Here is a 15902-nt window from a genome sequence, read left to right as displayed (position 1 = left end):
CAGACGGTCAATAGCGAAAGTAAAGAGGTGAAATGGGATGGATCGGAAATTTGTATACATTGGCAATCATACTGTCATCACCCAATTGCTCTACGGACCTAAAATTTTTGTGGACACAAGAGACCTCAGTGTTTCTCCGCATTTGATTTTAGATGGCTATTGGGAAGATTGGATTTCGAGACTTCTTCTTACCATGATTAAGCCAGAAATGACCTTTTTAGATATTGGAGCACATTGCGGCTATTTCTCTCTCTTAGCTTCTTATCTAGTAGGTCCCAAAGGGAAAGTTCACGCATTTGAGCCAAATCCCCATCACCACGAGAACTTTTTGAAAAGTAAAATTGTGAATGGTTTTAGTCAACTAGAACTTCACAAAGTAGCACTAGCCAATGAAGACTCCGATGTCATGCTCTACATTCCGAATAATCTAACAGCCTCCGCTACAATCCATGAAAAAGTAGATGACGAATACGACCATATCGAAAAAATACAAGTTCGTGGTGTCAACTTAGACTCTTATCTCCCTGATCTAACAGCTGACATCATTAAAATCGATATTGAAGGGGCAGAACCGCTTATTATGGATAGCCTTTTCTCCGTCATTCGTCGAAGTCCAGATGTCAAAATTATTATGGAGTTTAACCGTTATTCTTGGGAGTCGGATGGTCATAACAGCGAAGAAATATTGAATCGCTTCGTAAATGAGGGTTTTTCTATCTCTGTCATACAATATGATGCATCGTTAAAACAAACATCAGTCAAGAAGCTATTGCAAATGACAACGCAGTTCACTCACTTTGACCTATTTTTAAGTAGGATTTAGCTTATTTTTTGCATGTCCTCACAGAGTTCTGATTATCCCCTTTTGGAGGTTTTTATGGCGAACAAAGCTGCGTTAATTTCTGGAATAACTGGGCAAGATGGCGCTTATTTAGCAAAGTTACTATTAGAAAAAGGCTACCGAGTGTATGGTTTGCTCGCACATCGTAGTACGAAACCATTCTGGAGGCTTTCCTATCTCGGGATTGAAGAGGAAGTCGAGTTTGTTGATGGAGATTTGATGGATCTCTCTTCTCTCGGGCGAGCCATGGCCGAAGTGAAACCAGATGAAGTCTATAATCTTGCAGCACAAAGCTTTGTCGGAGTCTCTTGGCAACAACCGATATTGACTGCAAATGTAACTGGTCTAGGTGTGCTCCACATGTTAGAAGCAATTCGCTTAAACAACCCAGAAATCAGATTCTATCAGGCTTCTTCTAGTGAAATGTTTGGACTTGTCCAAGAACCTATTCAATCCGAAACCACTCCTTTTTATCCTCGAAGCCCCTACGGAGTGGCCAAACTGTTTGGACATTGGATGACCAAAAACTATCGAGAGAGCTATCAGATGTTTGCTTGTAGCGGAATCTTATTTAATCATGAGTCGCCTTTGCGTGGTTTAGAATTTGTAACACGCAAGGTGACGGATGCTGTTGCTCGCATTTCTCTGGGCAAACAATCTGACCTTCGTCTCGGTAATATTGATGCCAAGCGAGATTGGGGGTTTGCTGGAGATTATGTCGAGGCGATGTGGCGAATGCTTCAGCATGATGTCGCAGACGATTATGTAGTAGCAACAGGTATCACCTCCACTGTGAGGCAGATGTGTGAGATCGCATTTCAGCATGTGGGACTCTCTTATGAGGATTATGTTGTCATCGATCCCAAATTTTATCGCCCAGCAGAGGTGGATATTTTGTTAGGGGATGCTTCCAAAGCGAAGCAACAACTTCAATGGACAGCCAAAACGAGTTTAGAGACACTGATTCAAATGATGGTAGAGGCAGATCTAGAAAGAGTGAGACAAGAAGGAAAAAATGTATCAGGGAGCATAATGCGATGAAACTAGTACTATTATCAGGTGGTTCTGGTACTAGATTGTGGCCTTTGTCACATCAACAGAAACCAAAGCAATTTTTGGAAATTTTAGAACGTCCTGATGGAAAAGGGCAAGAATCTATGATCAACCGTGTAGTTAGACAAGTAGAAAACATAGGCCTACTCGATCATACCTATCTCTCTACTAATATCCAATACCATAAACTCATAGAAGAGCAATTAGATACCAAAGTCCCTCTCATCTTGGAACCAGAAAGTAAGGATACATTTCCGGCAATTGCATTGTCAGCTCTCTATCTAAAGGACTATACAGAAGCTGACCAAGATGAAATTATATGTGTGAGTCCAGTTGATCTCTATGTAGATGAAACATTTTTTTCCACCTTATTGTTGGCTGAAAAGATACTGCTTGAAAACAACCAAAACTTAGCCATGATTGGAATCTCCCCCTCTTACCCAGCAGAAAAGTATGGGTATATTGTTGCCAAGCAAGAAGGGCAGACTCCATCTACCGTATTAAATGTAAGCCATTTCGTAGAGAAGCCACCGCGAGAATATGCACATAGACTCATTCAACAAAATGCTTTTTGGAATAGTGGGGTTTTTTGTTTTCGATTAGAGTTTTTACTTGACCTTCTGCGACAACGAAATCTGCCCCTTACTTATGATGGCTTTTTAGAAAATTACCCTAACCTGCATAAAATCAGTTTTGATTATGAAGTTGCAGAGAAAACGGCTGATGCAATCGTCATCCCGTATCATGGAACATGGGATGATGTTGGAACCTGGGATAAACTGACCGAAAAATTAAATAAAGAGGTTTTGGGCAGAGGAATCCTGAGTGAGGATAGCAATAACAGCCATATCATCAATGAGCTAGAAATCCCGATACTTGGAATCGGTCTTGAAAACGCAATCATTATTGCAAGTGATAAGGGGATTCTTGTTTCTGAGAAAAAAAGTAGCACCCGAATGAAAGAGTACCATCAGAAAGTATCATTTTTTCTGGATAATCAGCCCGATGGAAGTAGTCACAAACTCTCCTAACTGAATCCGCAATTGGATGGGACCTTCAAATGGGGGCATATCTACAATAGACTCAATCGGTCCCTCTCCAATTGTAAAGTCTACCTCAATCTCATAACCTTTTGCATGGAATTCCTCTACCAGATCTTCAATATCCCGTTTACGGAAAACAACCGTTGCAATATTGTCGTAAGTAGCATCATTAGAAAATAGATTGTATTCTGTTGTATGAACTGCCACTCCACCAGGACGTAACGTCTCCATCTGTTTTAGAAGAAATTGTTTGCTATTTTTTAGTGATCCCAAGTGTTCTAATGAAGAGGAAGACCATGAAAAATCAAACTTATTGTTTAATGTGTTGGGAATCGCATTCATATCCACGCTCTGAAACGAAACCAGATGACGAAACACAGTATCATCGCATATATTCCACCGATTCAGGCTGGTAAGATCATGGCTGTGTTGATTGGTATCCACCCAACCTCGTCTAATTGCTTCATCCAAATCTAGATCTGTAGCCAAAATCTGTGAACCATGTGCAGCGAACATCGATACCAACGGTTCTTGACCAACTCCAAATCCAATTCCATGCTTCCCGAGTTGTAACATCCCTCTTTCCAATAACGCTTCATAAATAAAAGCATACTCCCATAATTTCCGATGAAATGCAGGAGGGTTTTTCAACATTTGACAAGCGCGAAAAAACCAAATCGTTGCAAAGTCTTTTTCCTGACAAATCTGAGATTTTAGCATAGAATCTCTCCTTTGTTAGAGCAAACATGAATGTTTTATCTTATGCAACATAGCTGGTACGAGTCCCACCTAACTTTTTTGTTCATAGGAGGTTTAATGATGAATCCAAACGTTGTTTATCAAGAGTGGCTTCGTGCTTCCTATTTAGATGAACAGACAAAACAAGAACTTCTCTTGATACAAGGAGATTCTAATGAGATAAGCGATCGCTTCTGTCGACATCTTGAATTCGGGACAGGTGGTGTGAGAGGAATCCTCGGAGCTGGACGAAATCGCATCAACCGGTATACGATACGACGTATCACACGAGGATTAATCGCCAGTTTAGAACCGCCTTCAAGTGTGGAGAAAAAGAGAGGTGTTGTGATCGCATATGATAATCGACACCAATCACATGAGCTCGCAATTGAAACAGCAAATACACTACTATCACATGGGATAGTGGCCTATCTATTTCCATCTGAATGCCCCACACCTCTTCTGTCTTTTGCAATTCGAGAGCTGAAAACTTTAGCGGGAGTGGTCATTACAGCTAGTCACAACCCACCAGATTATAACGGTTACAAAATATACGGATCAGACGGAGGTCAGATCACACCTCAACGAGCCCAAAAAATATCTTATTACTTAGATAATATCTCGGAGATTCCTGATCATCTAGAGCCTCCAAATTGTCCCCACTCAGACATCCAGTGGCTTGATAACACGATTGAAGATCAATACATCGCACAACTACAAGAACTCCTTCTTCATCCCGACGTATTATCTCGATCCTCCCTGCGTGTAATTTACACCCCTCTCCATGGCGTAGGAGGAGAATTAGTCCAAAAAACGTATATAGCTGCTGGCTATTCTAACTATCTGATCGTACCGGAACAGGCGGAACCAGATCCTGAATTTCGAACCGTGTCCTCTCCAAATCCAGAAGACCCTACCGCATTTACGCTTGCAATCTCCTTAGGAAAAAAAGAGAATGCAGACCTACTGATCGCAACCGACCCTGACTGTGATCGTGCTGGAATAGCAGTAAAACAATCAAATGGTGACTACGGATTTCTAACAGGAAATCAGACTGGGGCACTACTTCTCCATTACTTGCTCACAACCAATAAACAGCATCACCTCCTCCAAAAAGGAGTTATGATTCAAACTGTTGTATCTAGTCCTTTAGGTGAAAAGATAGCCCTCTCACATGGACTGGAAGTGAGAAAAACATTAACAGGGTTCAAATACATTGGAGAACAAATTGAACTAATAGAGCAACGTGGAGAAAAAAAGTTTGTATTCGGCTATGAGGAAAGCTTCGGTTATCTTGCAGGAACCTTTGTTCGGGATAAAGATGGAGTAATGGCTACCCTACTCCTCACCGAAATGGCTGCCTATTATCATGAGCAACAGAAGACGCTGATCGATGTATTAGAAGAGATTTACAACCAATACGGTTTTTTTGCCGAAAGCCTACAGACATTTACCTTGAAGGGCGAGATCGGACGAGAAAAGATGCAAACGATTATGGCATCTCTGCGCGAGAAACCTCCTCATACGATCGGGTCTATTCCGATCTGTAAAATGGTGGATTACGAGAGACAGATTGAAACCTTCATAGGGAAAATAAGTTCCCTCCCCTATCCCAAAGAGAACAGTCTCCAGTTTATCTTACAAGACGATTCGTGGTTCTGTGTCCGTCCGTCAGGAACAGAACCTAAAATGAAGATCTACTTCTCAACTCAAGGACAAACAAAAGAGGATTGCCAAAGGAAACTCGCAGTTTTACAAGAAGAAGTGGTTTCCTTAATAAAACGAGGGATAGATTCGACATTGATTAACTAGATTAATTTTTATATTGACAAAAACTATAATTTATGATATAATAAATAATTTATTGATATACTCCCTCTGCTTTTGTATAATAAACATAGCTCTTCCAAAAGCAAGTAACTACTCAGGGGGATTCAACATGAAAGATGCAAATCGTGTGGAATTTTTAGAGTTAAATATTAACGGATTTGTGATATATCCAACTTTAGTGTGGGATTCGCAATCTGCTATTCTCATCGATACAGGAATGCCAGGTCATGTGGAACAGCTTCGAAAAGCGATGGAAAAGGTAGGAGTAAGCTTTGAGCAACTTACCGCAATAATCATCACTCATCAGGATATTGATCATATGGGTGGTCTGCCAGAAATTCTATCCAATACTAGAAAAGAGCTACTAGTCTATGCACATGAACTAGAAAAGCCTTATATAGAAGGAACCTATCCACTTATTAAGACAGATTTAAGCCGCATGACCAAAGAAGAAATCGATGCTCTCCCCGAAGAAATGCGAAAACTATATGCCCATCCTCCAAAAGCCAAGGTGACTCATACTTTATCCAACGGGCAAGTCCTCCCTTTTGTTGGTGGCATCCAAGTAATAGAAACACCTGGTCATACAGATGGTCATGTTTGCCTCTACTTACAACAGAGTAAAACATTAGTTGCTGCTGATGCGATGTATTGTGTTGATGGAATGCTAGGAGGTCCACATGAACCAACCGCACTAGATATAGAAACAGCCCGGCAATCATTGACGAAACTTTTGGACTTCGAGATCGATTCTGTCATCTGTTATCACGGTGGGATATGTAAAGAGAATGTATCAGTGCAATTAAAAAAACTCACAAAGAAAACAATCAAAAAATAAATCACTCCCAAAAGCAGCCCGGCTCTATCTTATAGCAGTCTGCTTTAATTATCTTTATCCCGATAATAGGATTCTTTCTATTACATTCGTTTGATCAAACGGCGAGTTGCAAAGTAAGGGCGTCGATTAATAGTTGAGGATCATAGTCAGCTAAATCCTTTATTTTCTTGATTCTATAAAACTGCGTTAATCAGAAAAGAGCTTGAGAGATTTACCATTCCTCTCAAGCTCTTTGGTTCTATTTTTAATCTTCTATGATTGCGACAACCCGTGCCCATCCAGCACTTGCATTTTCGATCTTAATAGGGAAAGCAGATACCTTAAATCCATGTGCATATGGGATTTGATCTAAATTACATAACTTTTCGATTTGTAGATACTCTTTCTCTCTACCTACTAGATGAGCCTCCCAGAACTGGGTTTTCCCTTCTTTTGCTTCTTTAGCGGTCACATCAAATGGTCGGTCTAATCCCCAAGCATCAATCCCGATCATCTTGATTCCTTGATCAATAAGCCACTCAGTAGACTCGCGAACTAAGCCAGCGTGACGATATTCATAGCCTGGTTCTTGGAAATAGGCAGAAGCGCCTGTATGTATTAAAACAATGTCATACGGTTTGAGCTGATATTGGATACGTTCTAGTTCTTCCTGTAAATCTGAAACGGTGATCGCTTCCCCTGCTTGTTTATGAGTCATATTTAAGACGACTCCATCCCCATAACACCAAGACAAAGGCACATGATCAATGGTGCGTGCTGGGTCTCCATCTGACATAGTAGAACCATAATGATATGGTGCATCGACATGGGTTCCAGCATGGGTAGATAGTGTTACTTGCTCTACTGCCCATCCTTCTCCTTCTGGCCAGTACTCTTCACCAAGGCCTAGTAGCTTATCAGTTAGGGCTACTGCATCTTGATGAGGAGAATACTGAATAGAGTGTGGATTGGGTTCAAAATGGGAGGTGCTATTTTTTAATTTATCACTTAAATCCACCAAGATCGTTTGTTTTCCGTTTCTCACTACTTCTTCTCTCATATTCGATTGGCTCCTTTGGTGTCTATGATTTCTGAGATTACTCAACACTTATAATTCTCCTTGTTACGTTCTTTCCCACCTATTAAGTTTAACAAGAAACTGTTCATAGCAAATCACAAATCTATTACACTTTTCGAAATTAAATTATTTATATATAGTAGAAAAATAGGAACAGGAGGGTTTGGTAATGGAAATGTACTCTAAAGGAGTCAAACAACATCTAGACCGACTCAGCGAAGCGATTACAGAACGCCATCAGAACTTTATCGTCAACACAGTAAATGAAAGTTGTCTCCGTCTAGCAGTTCTAGATGGAGAATATGAGTGGCACTATCATCCCGATTCAGATGAGCTTTTTATTGTTTTGGAGGGAGAACTTTGGATTGACTTTCAAGATAAGCCTTCTATCTCCCTTCAACCTCATGAAATGATCACCATCCCAGCCAATGAAATTCATCGAACCAGATCCAATATGAGAACGGTTAATTTATGTCTAGAACACACGCATGCCAACACCATCTTCGTCTAAAAGGCATCAATTCAATGCGAGAGTAAAGAAACTTGTCTCGAAAAATTTAAGTAAAAATAATAAGGTTTCGTCTGTTATTGATTCTCCAATGTGTCCGTTTATTCCAAGTGAATTTCAAGAAGCACTGATTTTGTCGAATCGGTGCTTCTTTATATGTATAATTTATTTCCTAATTGTTTTCTGCATTTTTTATAAGACACCCATGAAATATTATTAGAAGGAAAATCAATGACAGAGAAAATGAAAAAAGACACATTACCATTTAATGTGCACCAGACTCCACAATCTTTTTATATGTAGGAGGTACATATAATGCAATCCCCACTAACAATGCCTGTAAAATTCTTGCAAGGTGAAAAAGTGTACTTACGTCCACTCAGCTTAGCGGACACAGACCAGTATTTCCATCAGTTGTTTGACCACGAAGTGAGGAGGTGGACAGGCACCCAAAAATGCTTTACCAAAGAGCAAATCCATCAATATATCGAAGAAAAGTGGAAGGACTCCTCCTCTCTCCTTTTGTTGATCGCGTTGCAGGAAAATGATGAAGTAATCGGAGATATTGCAATTCAAGATATCGATTCCTATAATCGAAATGCCAATATTCGGATTGCTATTAGTAATGAAAATCATCAAGGAAAAGGATATGGCAAAGAAGCCATGACACTTATGCTAAATCACGGCTTTGGGATTCTCAATCTCCATCGAATCGAGTTAAATGTATTCTCATATAACAAACGTGCCCTCCATGTATACAAGCAACTTGGTTTTCAAATAGAAGGCGTTCAACGCGAAGCGCTTTTTTATCATCATGAGTATCATGATTCTATTCTAATGAGTATCCTAGAAGATGAATTTCGCAAGACCCACTCCATCTCTACAAAGAAAACTTCCTAATGTTCCGTCTTATTTAAGATCCCATATAAAAATAGGTCCAGCATCTCTTCAGCTAAATGTTCATATTCTGGTGGGAAAACAACATTTCCATCAAGATGTAAAAAAGCTTGTCCTAAAAAGTTTAAGTAGAATAATAATGTTTCGTCTTTTACCGATTCTCTAATATGTCCCGTCTCCCGTCCGTTTTTCAATAACTTTAAAAAGAGCGGTATGGACTGCTCACTAGATAATCTTGCAATATACTCCTGAAACTCATGATCCTGAGCGAACAACTGTGTATAAAGGGAGAGATTAAACTGACTTGCAGCTTGTTTCTTGATAGAAATAAGCTGCTTTATTTTTTCTTCAAACGTTATATTCATATCTAAAATCTGTTTAAATCTTTCTGTTTCTCGTTCGATGAACCGTATAATAGCAACTTGGAGAAGCCTCTCTTTACTTCCGTAGTAATTATATATAGTTACTTGCGATACCTGTGCCTTTTTGGCAATGTCCGCAATTTTGATATCATTCAACTCTAGGTGCAACAAAGAGATCGTTGTCTCCTCGATCTTTCTCCTTTTTTCCTGCGTCCGCTTCAAAAATCCGTCCAACCACATCCACCTCCATCGCTATCTTAACACATTTTGAAATCAATCATAAAAATCGTTTCAAAACCAATTTACAAAAGAGAAGGAAAGGAATAAGATGAATTTGAAATCAAATTTGATTTTCGTTTCAAAAAATGAGGTGAACAGATGATACAACTTCAAAACGTTACACGGAAATTCCCCAATGGGAAAGGGATTTTCGAAGTTTCCTTAGAGGTACAACAAGGAGAAGTTTTTGGATTTATTGGTCCAAATGGTGCTGGTAAGTCCACTACCATTCGTCACTTGATGGGATTTATGAAGCCAGATTCTGGTACCTCTTCTATCCGTGGATTGGATAGTTGGAAAGATTCGACTGAGGTGAAGAAATATGTTGGTTACTTACCTGGTGAAATTGCCTTTATAGAAGGAATGACCGGAAAAAATTTCTTGGATTTACTAGAAGGAATGCGGGGTCAAAAAGATCTCGCTCGGAAGAATCGTCTATTGGAACACTTGGAATTAGATCCTACCTCCCCCATACGGATGATGTCCAAAGGGATGAAACAAAAGCTTGGATTAGTTGCAGCCTTTATGCATGATCCAGAAATCTATATTTTAGACGAGCCTACATCTGGTCTGGATCCTTTAATACAACAACGTTTTATTGAGTTGATCTTAGAAGAAAAACAACGAGGCAAAACGATCTTTATGTCTTCTCACATGTTCCGTGAGATGGAAAAAACATGCGATCGTGCTGCAATGATGAAGGATGGGAGAATCATTGCCGAAAATGATATGGAGACCTTTCAGCGCGAAAAGAAACAACAATTTCAAGTAACTGTCCGAACAAAAGAAGACGTGCAAAAGCTACTTGAACATCCATTTGTACGATTAGTAAATGAAGATACAGTAGAGTTTCAAGTAGACCAACAAGTAAACAAGATGATTGCAATCTTACACGAAGTAGATGTAGTCAACCTACGAAGTGTGGAAGAAGATCTAGAAAACCTCTTTCTCCATTATTACCAAAAGGAGGATTCAAAATGAACTTCGCTTTATACCGAGCAATGCTAAAGCAGCAAAGTAAAAAAATACTTGGATTTGCTTTAGGTTCTTCTACCTTCCTACTTATGGAGACATTTTTATATCCCTCTATAGAAGAAGCGATGAAAGCGAAAATGGATATCTTTGAAACCCTTCCAGACGGTATGTTAGCAGCTTTTGGTTTGGATAAAGGGTTTGCGATCTCGTCTGTTCTGGATCTTTTTTCAGTACAGTATTATAGCTTGATATTCTTAGTTCTCTTATCCTTATTTACTGTCTCGATGGCGAATCAGCTTCTTAGTCATTTTGTCGAACAAGGAAGCATGGCTTACCTGCTATCAATACCAGTCAATCGCAAACAAATCACCTTTACCATGATCTCTGTCTTTTTTACAGGACTCTTAGTGATCATGGTCTGTAATTTCCTATTTCCTTATGTAGGATCCTACTTAAACAATGTGGAACTGGATTGGAAGTCGCTCTTTCAGTTGAACCTACTAGGATTTCTCTTGTTCTTTGCGATTGGTGGCTATAGCTTTTTCTTCTCTGCCCTCTTTTTAAATGGACATCGAGTTCTTGCTTGGGCAGGTGGTTTGACATTGATCTTTTATATTCTTGACATGATCGGGAAAGTAAACCAACAGTGGGAAGATTTGCGCTATGGATCTATTTTTACTTTATTCCAACCAACTGAGATCATAACTGGTGATGTCGAGCTCTACTCTGCCTCTCTCATATTATTTAGCTTAGGGATAATCGGATACTTTCTGACCATAGCGATTTTTCAAAGAAAAGATTTGCCTTTGTAATTAGAACATAGAAGCCGACTATCTTATTATTAAACAAGAGAAGTCAGCTTCTTTTATGTTTACAGAAAAATAAGATGAACGAAAATCGGAAGTGTGAGAAGATAGAGTTCTATTTATGAACTTCAGATTAGAATTCTAGGAGGAACAGGATTGAGCAAACGAGCAGTTCTCTGGTTTACGGGTCATTCCAAAGCTGGAAAAACCACCTTAACCAGGATGCTAACAGACCAATTACAAGAATTAGGACATCAGGTAGTACGTTTAGATAGTGACACACTCCCTGTTTCGATCATCAAACCTCAAGCTGATACTTGGGAACAAAGACAAGAGTATAAACATGAAAATTTAGTATTTTTATCAAGTTTATTGACTCAATACGAAACGATCGTGTTAATCGCTTCTGTTGGCCGTTTTCAAAAGTGGAGAAATCTCCTTCGCCAACAGGTACCAAACTTTATGGAAATCTATCTAGACTGCCCACTAACAACTCGTTTAGAACGAGATGTAGATTCCAAATATGAAAAGAACAAAGAGTACTTCCATTTTTACGAAGAGCCATCCGAACCTGAACTCACCATTCAAACAGATCAGGTAACTCCTGGTGAGAGTATTCGTATGATCTTACGAGAAATGAAAAAGAAACAATTTATTTAAAGGATGTACTAGGAGGACAGAAGATGCAAAAAGGGGTCGTTGTTTGGTTCACTGGTTTACCGAATGCAGGAAAATCTACCACCAGCAAGTTAGTGAAAAGAGAGTTAGAGAAATTGGGCACCGATGTAGAATTACTTGACAGCGATGAAGTGCCACGTACTCTTACGAAAGATTTAAGTCCAGATTGGAAAACAAGACAGTTTCAAAAATGCACCAATCTTACCTACATCGCGAAACTATTACTAAAACGCAATGTAGTGGTGTTGATCGCGTCTGTTGGAAGATTCGAGGATGTTCGTGCCAATTCACGGGCAGAGTTAAAAGATTTTGTAGAAGTCTATCTGAAGTGTCCCCAAGATGTTCGACTAGACAGAGATGACAAAGCCAAATATACAAGACATGCTGATACGATTTACTACTATGAAGATCCAGTATCTCCTGAAATTATGATCGAGACGAATCAATGCCCCCCTGAAGCAGCTGCTCAAAAGGTGGTCGATTATCTCATGACTCATGGTTATATCGGTGTAGAGGACCAAAATCTGATTGGAACCGGTCAAATATAACAGAAACCTCTCATCTAGGAATTCCTAGATGAGAGGTTTCTGTTATTTATGCTTGCCTTTTATTCAAAATCATTGTATTTTAGTTTTATGACTATTGAACTTAAATTGAGTGATGACCACCGAGTTAAGATTTTTAAAGCTCTATCTGACCCTACACGTATTGAAATTATTCGCACACTCTACAATGCCAACAAAGAGATGGCATGCGGGGAGGTTGGCGAGATCTGTTCTGTTTCAAAGTCCAACGCTTCTTATCATTTCCGGACTTTACGTGAGGCAGGGTTGATTATAGTCCGAAAGGAGGCACAGACCAAGTATACTAAGCTAGACAAAGTTACATTTCAAAATTACTTGCCAGGGTTCCTAGAAACATTGTAATTAATCTGGAACCTTTTTTCTTAGCCAGTAGTTCAATAATCATACAACTACAATACAAAGTGAAAAAGAAGGTCTTTATTATGAAAAAAATACTATGCTTGTTCTTTTTGATCATGTTTTTCATTGGGACAGATACATTTTTAATCTCCCCTTTGTTACCTACATTGCGAGAAAAATTTGGAGTGAACACCGAAATTTCTGGTTGGATGATTGGTGCTTACGCACTTGGCTATGCACTTTTTGCTCTTATTGCTGGTCCTCTTTCCGATGGTCTCAATCGGAAGAATGTAATGATTTACGGTATGATAGGTTTTGGATTTTCCACTATTCTATGCGGTGTTGCTACAGGATTTTGGTCCATGATTATTTATCGAACATTAGCGGGGATTTTTGCTGCTTTTGTTACACCTCAAGTTTGGGCAACGATCCCTGCTATCGTTCCTCCGTCTAAAGTACTGAAATCAATGGGGATTGCTACAGCAGGACTAGCCGTTTCACAGACATTAGGAGTTCCCGTTGGTACATACCTAGCTCTTGTTTCTTGGTCAATGCCGTTCTTTTTGATCGGGACCCTTTCTCTAGTGCTCGTAATACCTATCTATGTATTCGTTCCTGACATCCCTCCTGTCTCTAAGGGGAAACAACCTTCGATACTCACCCGTTATAGTGAGATTCTAAAAGAAAGCGCATCACAGAAATTATTTCTAGCATACTTTGTTTTTCAAACTGGGAATTTCGCAACATTTGCTTTTTTAGGGACTTGGCTCGCTGACCAATTTATGCTGAGTGTAGAGCAAATTGGTGCTGTTTTAGTCTTTATAGGGCTCGGTAATTTAATTGGAAGTTTTTCAGGTAGTAGAGCAGTGAAAAAAATAGGTAGAAAAGTATCTCTATCTTTGGGGATTACTCTGATGATTTTGATCTATTTTTTTATTTCATACTCACCATCTGTTCACTATGTGAAGGCTGCATATTTCGCAATCTTTTTGCTTTCTGGAATCATCTTTCCTGTTATGATGGCACTGTTACAAGAACTTTCTACTACAGCGCGCGGTACAATCGCTGCTCTAAGTAATTCAGTTATGTATGGAGCAACAACACTAGGCTCCTATCTAGCTGGTATTCTTTATACCAATTATGGATTTCAATCAGTTTGCCTGTTCACCTCGGTATGTTATATTCTTTCCATCCTTCTTTGGGTAAATAGTGGTGTACTAAAAGTCAAAGAGATATAATCTTCAAGATTAAATAAAACAGGAGTAAAACGATACACGTTTCACTCCTGTAACTGCTAGATGATTCTGGCATTCGAGAATCCGGCATTTTTCAGTTGTTGTACTAACGCTGTTGCATTTGTTTTGTTTCCGAATGCTCCTACTTGTACTATATATGATAACTTCTGTTTTTTTACTTTTACAAATGCATCAGTGAAGCCAGCTTTGCGAAGTTTCGTTAAAAGGGCATTAGCAATTTTGTATTCGGGTGTTATTTACTAAAGTTCTATAATCGATGACAAATTTAAATGTTCGTTATATTAAGTATCAAAGGCCCCCGCTTACATAGCGGGCTTCTTTTTTCCTATTAACGAACATTTACGAAAATTATAAAATATTTTTACTATTTGCATAAGGAGTACTTTCCCCGGTTCGAATAACTGCTTTTGCTTGTTTAGCATACTCTTTTAATTCTATATGTGAGAGTCGTTTGATTCCAGCTTGCGGAAATAAACGTTGTACTTCTTCCATCAAATCCAAACAGTGCCGTTCTGTATCGATTGCGTAGGCTATCGTTTCTACTTCTAGCTCTTCTGATACCACCTCTACCGTCTCTAACAGACCAGGGGAGCCAAGGCGAAGTAATAGAACGACTTTCGGCACTCCTGCTGGGATCGGGAACCCACAATCACAAATTATAAGATAATCTCCTTGTCCCATACTCGCAATATGTTGAGAGATCAAACTGTTTAGAATTCCTGTTTTTTTCAAACCCTTTAACCTCCAGTATTCAATATAAACTTAGTAACTGATTAACGTACTATTTTCTTAAATGGTAGAGAAAAAACCGTTTTTGCTTCTTCGTTATAAGACAATGAATCCCCTTTTTTATGTCCAGCTAGTTTCATTTCCTATATCACCAAAAAATAAACCTCCTTATTTAAATAAGGAGGTTTATTTTTTGATAAAACTACACATCGTTAACTTCAGAGTGATCGGCTACATTCGATCAAATGAATTCGAACAAGACACGAACTATCTTCCCTAAGGGCGTGCAAATTGCTGAGCAACCAACTCTGCTTGCTTATACGCAGCGTTCTTGGCACTTTCCGCTTTATTGGGATGAGCTACTCCTTCTGCAATCACCGAATAAACCTCTTTAATTCCCATAAACGCAAAAATCGCCCTCATATACCGATCACCAAATTCCCATTCTTGCATCGGCCCCTCTGAATAAATACCACCACGAGCTTGAATATGTACTGCTTTACGATCCGTCAGCAAACCTTCCGATCCACCATCACTTGTATAACGGAACGTCTTACCTGCTATACAGATGGTATCGATATAAGCTTTCATTCTAGGTGGCATACCAAAGTTCCACATCGGCGTAATAAACACATACTTGTCCGCTTGGACAAACTGTTCGGTTGAGCGATTGATTGCGACAATTTTTTTCTGCTCTTCCTTGGTTAGTTCCTGGAAAGGAGTCCCTTTTTGGAGCTTTCCCCATCCAGCAAATGCAACCTGATCAATCTCTGGAACATCCATATCGTATAAATTTAAGATAATGATCTCATCATCGGGTGCCTCATCTTGATAAGCAAAGAAAAACTCATTGGCAATAGTTAAACTTACTGATTCAGAGCCTTTTTTGGGATTGGAATTGATCACTAATACTTGTGCCATGATTTTCCCTCTCTTCTTTCGTTGTATCGTAAATTAGCAAGTAATAGAGTCCATCATGTTTATATAGTTCGAAAATATTCTTCCTTCATACCAAATAGATGCACATTTCACTTCTCATACATCATGTTAATAAACCTCTATCAGTACTATTTCCCCTAAATTTAGTTG

The 15902-nt window shown here is 39.2% G+C and carries 19 protein-coding genes; 13 read left to right on the top strand and 6 right to left on the bottom strand.

The window, feature by feature from the left end; genetic code table 11:
- The first annotated feature begins 37 nt into the window (after window positions 1–37).
- The 3 genes from VJ09_RS01145 to VJ09_RS01135 are packed head-to-tail and all read left to right on the top strand — an operon-like array spanning window position 38 to window position 2925.
- On the top strand, window positions 38–823 hold the full coding sequence (locus tag VJ09_RS01145; protein ID WP_044639887.1) for an FkbM family methyltransferase: 786 nt from the start codon (window positions 38–40) through the stop codon (window positions 821–823).
- Window positions 824–877: 54 nt separating this feature from the next.
- Window positions 878–1882: a GDP-mannose 4,6-dehydratase gene (gene gmd, locus VJ09_RS01140; RefSeq protein ID WP_044639886.1), complete on the top strand. Its 1005-nt coding sequence runs from the start codon at window positions 878–880 to the stop codon at window positions 1880–1882.
- Window positions 1879–2925 carry a sugar phosphate nucleotidyltransferase gene (locus tag VJ09_RS01135; RefSeq protein ID WP_052807156.1) on the top strand — a complete coding sequence of 349 codons (1047 nt, stop codon included), beginning with the start codon at window positions 1879–1881 and terminating at the stop codon, window positions 2923–2925. Before gmd ends, VJ09_RS01135 begins: the two co-directional genes overlap by 4 nt.
- Here the strand turns inward: VJ09_RS01135 and VJ09_RS01130 are convergent.
- Entirely contained in the window at window positions 2875–3657 is a 783-nt protein-coding gene (locus VJ09_RS01130; protein ID WP_044639885.1) for a class I SAM-dependent methyltransferase, read from the bottom strand. The two genes, VJ09_RS01135 and VJ09_RS01130, sit on opposite strands and share 51 nt — an antisense overlap.
- Before the next feature lie 99 nt (window positions 3658–3756).
- Here VJ09_RS01130 and VJ09_RS01125 point away from each other — a divergent pair, with 99 nt between their 5' ends.
- Together VJ09_RS01125 and VJ09_RS01120 are read left to right on the top strand one after the other, a co-directional pair.
- Window positions 3757–5487, top strand: coding sequence for a phospho-sugar mutase (locus tag VJ09_RS01125; protein WP_044639884.1), 1731 nt, complete (start codon window positions 3757–3759; stop codon window positions 5485–5487).
- A 127-nt stretch (window positions 5488–5614) separates the two neighbouring features.
- On the top strand, window positions 5615–6343 hold the full coding sequence (locus tag VJ09_RS01120) for an MBL fold metallo-hydrolase (protein ID WP_044639883.1): 729 nt from the start codon (window positions 5615–5617) through the stop codon (window positions 6341–6343).
- Window positions 6344–6587: 244 nt separating this feature from the next.
- Here VJ09_RS01120 and VJ09_RS01115 read toward each other — a convergent pair whose 3' ends face one another.
- The gene (locus tag VJ09_RS01115; protein ID WP_044639882.1) at window positions 6588–7382 is read right to left on the bottom strand and encodes a cyclase family protein; all 795 of its coding nucleotides are present in this window, start codon (window positions 7380–7382) and stop codon (window positions 6588–6590) included.
- A 187-nt stretch (window positions 7383–7569) separates the two neighbouring features.
- Between VJ09_RS01115 and VJ09_RS01110 the strand changes: the two genes are divergently transcribed.
- Window positions 7570–7911 (top strand): cupin domain-containing protein, encoded by a 342-nt coding sequence (locus tag VJ09_RS01110; RefSeq protein ID WP_082050341.1) that lies wholly within the window; start codon window positions 7570–7572, stop codon window positions 7909–7911.
- Between the two features lie 312 nt (window positions 7912–8223).
- Window positions 8224–8808: a GNAT family N-acetyltransferase gene (locus tag VJ09_RS01105; protein ID WP_044639881.1), complete on the top strand. Its 585-nt coding sequence runs from the start codon at window positions 8224–8226 to the stop codon at window positions 8806–8808.
- Here the strand turns inward: VJ09_RS01105 and VJ09_RS01100 are convergent.
- Entirely contained in the window at window positions 8805–9401 is a 597-nt protein-coding gene (locus VJ09_RS01100; RefSeq protein ID WP_187118672.1) for a TetR/AcrR family transcriptional regulator, read from the bottom strand. The two genes, VJ09_RS01105 and VJ09_RS01100, sit on opposite strands and share 4 nt — an antisense overlap.
- A 144-nt stretch (window positions 9402–9545) precedes the next feature.
- Here VJ09_RS01100 and VJ09_RS01095 point away from each other — a divergent pair, with 144 nt between their 5' ends.
- The 6 genes from VJ09_RS01095 (at window position 9546) to VJ09_RS01070 (ending at window position 14066) form a co-directional block, all read left to right on the top strand.
- Window positions 9546–10427: an ABC transporter ATP-binding protein gene (locus tag VJ09_RS01095; RefSeq protein ID WP_044639879.1), complete on the top strand. Its 882-nt coding sequence runs from the start codon at window positions 9546–9548 to the stop codon at window positions 10425–10427.
- Window positions 10424–11233: an ABC transporter permease subunit gene (locus tag VJ09_RS01090; RefSeq protein WP_044639878.1), complete on the top strand. Its 810-nt coding sequence runs from the start codon at window positions 10424–10426 to the stop codon at window positions 11231–11233. Before VJ09_RS01095 ends, VJ09_RS01090 begins: the two co-directional genes overlap by 4 nt.
- Before the next feature lie 150 nt (window positions 11234–11383).
- Window positions 11384–11887, top strand: a complete 504-nt coding sequence (locus VJ09_RS01085) for an adenylyl-sulfate kinase (RefSeq protein WP_044639877.1) — start codon at window positions 11384–11386, stop codon at window positions 11885–11887.
- A 23-nt stretch (window positions 11888–11910) separates the two neighbouring features.
- Complete coding sequence (locus VJ09_RS01080; RefSeq protein ID WP_044639876.1) at window positions 11911–12453, top strand: adenylyl-sulfate kinase; 543 nt, start codon at window positions 11911–11913, stop codon at window positions 12451–12453.
- Window positions 12454–12525: 72 nt separating this feature from the next.
- Window positions 12526–12831: an ArsR/SmtB family transcription factor gene (locus tag VJ09_RS01075; protein ID WP_230199120.1), complete on the top strand. Its 306-nt coding sequence runs from the start codon at window positions 12526–12528 to the stop codon at window positions 12829–12831.
- Window positions 12832–12911: 80 nt separating this feature from the next.
- On the top strand, window positions 12912–14066 hold the full coding sequence (locus VJ09_RS01070; RefSeq protein WP_044639875.1) for an MFS transporter: 1155 nt from the start codon (window positions 12912–12914) through the stop codon (window positions 14064–14066).
- Between the two features lie 56 nt (window positions 14067–14122).
- On the opposite strand, the gene VJ09_RS17870 is transcribed toward VJ09_RS01070, so the two are convergent.
- From VJ09_RS17870 to VJ09_RS01060, 3 genes are all read right to left on the bottom strand, one after another.
- Window positions 14123–14302: an SPOR domain-containing protein gene (locus VJ09_RS17870; protein ID WP_230199119.1), complete on the bottom strand. Its 180-nt coding sequence runs from the start codon at window positions 14300–14302 to the stop codon at window positions 14123–14125.
- A gap of 130 nt (window positions 14303–14432) precedes the next feature.
- Entirely contained in the window at window positions 14433–14816 is a 384-nt protein-coding gene (gene rbsD, locus VJ09_RS01065; RefSeq protein ID WP_044639874.1) for a D-ribose pyranase, read from the bottom strand.
- 273 nt (window positions 14817–15089) lie between these two features.
- A complete protein-coding gene (locus VJ09_RS01060) occupies window positions 15090–15734 on the bottom strand; it encodes an FMN-dependent NADH-azoreductase (protein ID WP_044639873.1) in 645 nt (214 codons plus the stop codon).
- Window positions 15735–15902: the final 168 nt, after the last annotated feature.

Origin of the sequence: Risungbinella massiliensis, assembly GCF_000942395.1 — a bacterium.
In the GTDB taxonomy this organism is placed as follows: domain Bacteria; phylum Bacillota; class Bacilli; order Thermoactinomycetales; family Thermoactinomycetaceae; genus Risungbinella; species Risungbinella massiliensis.
The sequence above is the reverse complement of the archived record's forward strand: the minus strand, read 5'-3'. Positions and strand labels throughout refer to the sequence as shown.

Excerpts from the sequence above, each read along its gene's own strand:
- VJ09_RS01145 (WP_044639887.1), top strand. The coding sequence starts at position 38 with ATGGATCGGAAATTTGTATACATTGGCAATCATACTGTCATCACCCAA.
- gmd (WP_044639886.1), top strand. The coding sequence starts at position 878 with ATGGCGAACAAAGCTGCGTTAATTTCTGGAATAACTGGGCAAGATGGC.
- VJ09_RS01135 (WP_052807156.1), top strand. The coding sequence starts at position 1,879 with ATGAAACTAGTACTATTATCAGGTGGTTCTGGTACTAGATTGTGGCCT.
- VJ09_RS01130 (WP_044639885.1), bottom strand. The coding sequence starts at position 3,657 with ATGCTAAAATCTCAGATTTGTCAGGAAAAAGACTTTGCAACGATTTGG.
- VJ09_RS01125 (WP_044639884.1), top strand. The coding sequence starts at position 3,757 with ATGAATCCAAACGTTGTTTATCAAGAGTGGCTTCGTGCTTCCTATTTA.
- VJ09_RS01120 (WP_044639883.1), top strand. The coding sequence starts at position 5,615 with ATGAAAGATGCAAATCGTGTGGAATTTTTAGAGTTAAATATTAACGGA.
- VJ09_RS01115 (WP_044639882.1), bottom strand. The coding sequence starts at position 7,382 with ATGAGAGAAGAAGTAGTGAGAAACGGAAAACAAACGATCTTGGTGGAT.
- VJ09_RS01110 (WP_082050341.1), top strand. The coding sequence starts at position 7,570 with ATGGAAATGTACTCTAAAGGAGTCAAACAACATCTAGACCGACTCAGC.
- VJ09_RS01105 (WP_044639881.1), top strand. The coding sequence starts at position 8,224 with ATGCAATCCCCACTAACAATGCCTGTAAAATTCTTGCAAGGTGAAAAA.
- VJ09_RS01095 (WP_044639879.1), top strand. The coding sequence starts at position 9,546 with ATGATACAACTTCAAAACGTTACACGGAAATTCCCCAATGGGAAAGGG.
- VJ09_RS01090 (WP_044639878.1), top strand. The coding sequence starts at position 10,424 with ATGAACTTCGCTTTATACCGAGCAATGCTAAAGCAGCAAAGTAAAAAA.
- VJ09_RS01080 (WP_044639876.1), top strand. The coding sequence starts at position 11,911 with ATGCAAAAAGGGGTCGTTGTTTGGTTCACTGGTTTACCGAATGCAGGA.
- VJ09_RS01070 (WP_044639875.1), top strand. The coding sequence starts at position 12,912 with ATGAAAAAAATACTATGCTTGTTCTTTTTGATCATGTTTTTCATTGGG.
- VJ09_RS01060 (WP_044639873.1), bottom strand. The coding sequence starts at position 15,734 with ATGGCACAAGTATTAGTGATCAATTCCAATCCCAAAAAAGGCTCTGAA.